The organism is Nocardia farcinica (assembly GCF_029867845.1).
Lineage (GTDB): Bacteria > Actinomycetota > Actinomycetes > Mycobacteriales > Mycobacteriaceae > Nocardia > Nocardia farcinica_A.
This window is the reverse complement of sequence record NZ_JARWRU010001105.1, coordinates 1-1,747: the sequence shown is the minus strand read 5'-3', so window position 1 is coordinate 1,747 and position 1,747 is coordinate 1. Positions and strand designations below refer to the sequence as shown.

The window sequence follows — 1,747 nt, the reverse complement described above, 5'->3', positions numbered from 1 at the left end:
CCTCGGGCCCGGATTCGATTCGCTCGGAATGGCTTTGGGCATCTACGACGAGATCGAGGTGCGCACCACCGATTCCGGGCTGACCATCCGGGTCGAGGGCGAGGGCGCCGACGACGTGCCATGGGGCCCCACTCACCTGGTGGTGCGGGCCATCGAACGCGGTCTCGAGCACGCGGGCGTGTGGGCCGACGGGCTCGACGTGGTGTGCCGCAACGTGATTCCGCATTCGCGCGGTCTCGGCTCGTCGGCCTCGGCGGTGGTCGGCGGCCTGGCCGCCGGTTCCGGCCTGGCCGCCCGGCTCGACCCGGATCTGGCCGCGGGCGCCGATCAGCTGGTGCAGCTGGCCTCGGAGTTCGAGGGGCATCCCGACAACGCCGCGGCCAGCGTGCTCGGCGGCATCGTCATTTCCTGGACCGAGACCTCGGGCGAGGCGGGCACCGACGTGCCCGATCACGGACGGATCTACCGGGCCGTCCGGCTGGATCCGCATCCCTCGCTGCGCCCGGTGGTGCTGATCCCCGAGGTGCGTTCCTCGACCGCGCACACCCGCGGCCTGCTGCCGGAGACGGTGCCGCACGGCGACGCCGCCTTCAATGTCAGCCGCGCCGCGCTGGCCGTCGTCGCGCTCACCTCGCGCCCCGAGCTGCTGATGCCCGCCACGGTGGACCGCCTGCACCAGGCCCAGCGCGCCCCCGCGCTGCCGGTGACCACACGGTGGATCGAACGGATGCGCGCCGCGGGCATCCCGGCCACTGTCTCGGGTGCCGGACCGACCGTCCTGGCCCTGCCGACCAGCGACTTTCCGTCCGAACTCAGGGATCTCGCCGAGGCCGAGGGACTGCGCGTGATCGAGCCCGGTCTGGCCGAGGGGGTTCGGGTCAGCTGACGGCGCGTCCGTCTTGCCGAGTTTCACCGAATCCAGCTATCCTGGGCGTGTCCGTACATCGTGCGCATCAGACGCCGGTGCTTCATCAGGGCAATCGCTCCAGCAGGCTCCAGGCTCGAGCCTCCAGGCCATGGGGGTACTGCGCAGCTGTGCAACTGGAATGATCTCTCCCACCTTTCACCACCGGTGGCGAAGCCTCCGGTCCGGCGGAGCAGGCGATACGGCAACACCGAGTCCGGCACAGTGCCCGGACTGCGGACGAACCCCTCGACTCAGCAGAAGGCACTCGAGGGAAGGAAAGGATTTCCGTGACAGATACGGACCTGCTCGCGACACCCGGGGTGGATTCCAACCCAAGTTCCTCGGGCGGCCGCGAAAGTGAATCCGGGATTTCGAAGATGAGCGAACACACCGACGTCGCACGATCGGGGCTGACTGGGATGTTGTTGCCGCAGTTGCGCGCCCTCGCCGGGGAGCTCGGGATCAGAGGCACCTCGGGGATGCGCAAGGGCGATCTGATCGCCGCCATCAAAGAAAACCAGGCGGGCAAGGCCGCCAAGTCCGGCAAGCCGGCTCGTTCCGAGGCCGAGGCCGAGCAGACCGCGATCGACGTGACCGCCCCCGCGAAGGGCAAGGCCGCCGCCGAGGTCGCCGACAAGGGCGCCGCCGAGAAGGCCGCCGGCAAGGGCGCCGCTGAGAAGGGCGCCGACGACAGAGCCGCCGCGAAGACCGCCGAGCGCAAGGCCGCCGCGGACGCCGACGGCACGGCGGGCGAGGCCACGAAGGACGCCGCCGAGGTCAAGGACGCCGCGCCGAACGCGCAGGCCGCCGCCTCGACGCAGGCGCAGGCGCAGCCCGAGG

The 1,747-nt window shown here is 70.9% G+C and carries 2 protein-coding genes; both read left to right on the top strand.

Going from position 1 to position 1,747, the window contains the following annotated elements:
* Nucleotides 1–886, top strand: an 886-nt coding sequence (locus tag QH283_RS24405) for a homoserine kinase (RefSeq protein WP_280505276.1), incomplete at its 5' end; no start/stop codon positions are given.
* A 398-nt stretch (nucleotides 887–1,284) separates the two neighbouring features.
* Nucleotides 1,285–1,747: Rho termination factor N-terminal domain-containing protein (locus QH283_RS24400; protein WP_280505275.1), on the top strand; the 463-nt coding region annotated here is incomplete at its 3' end.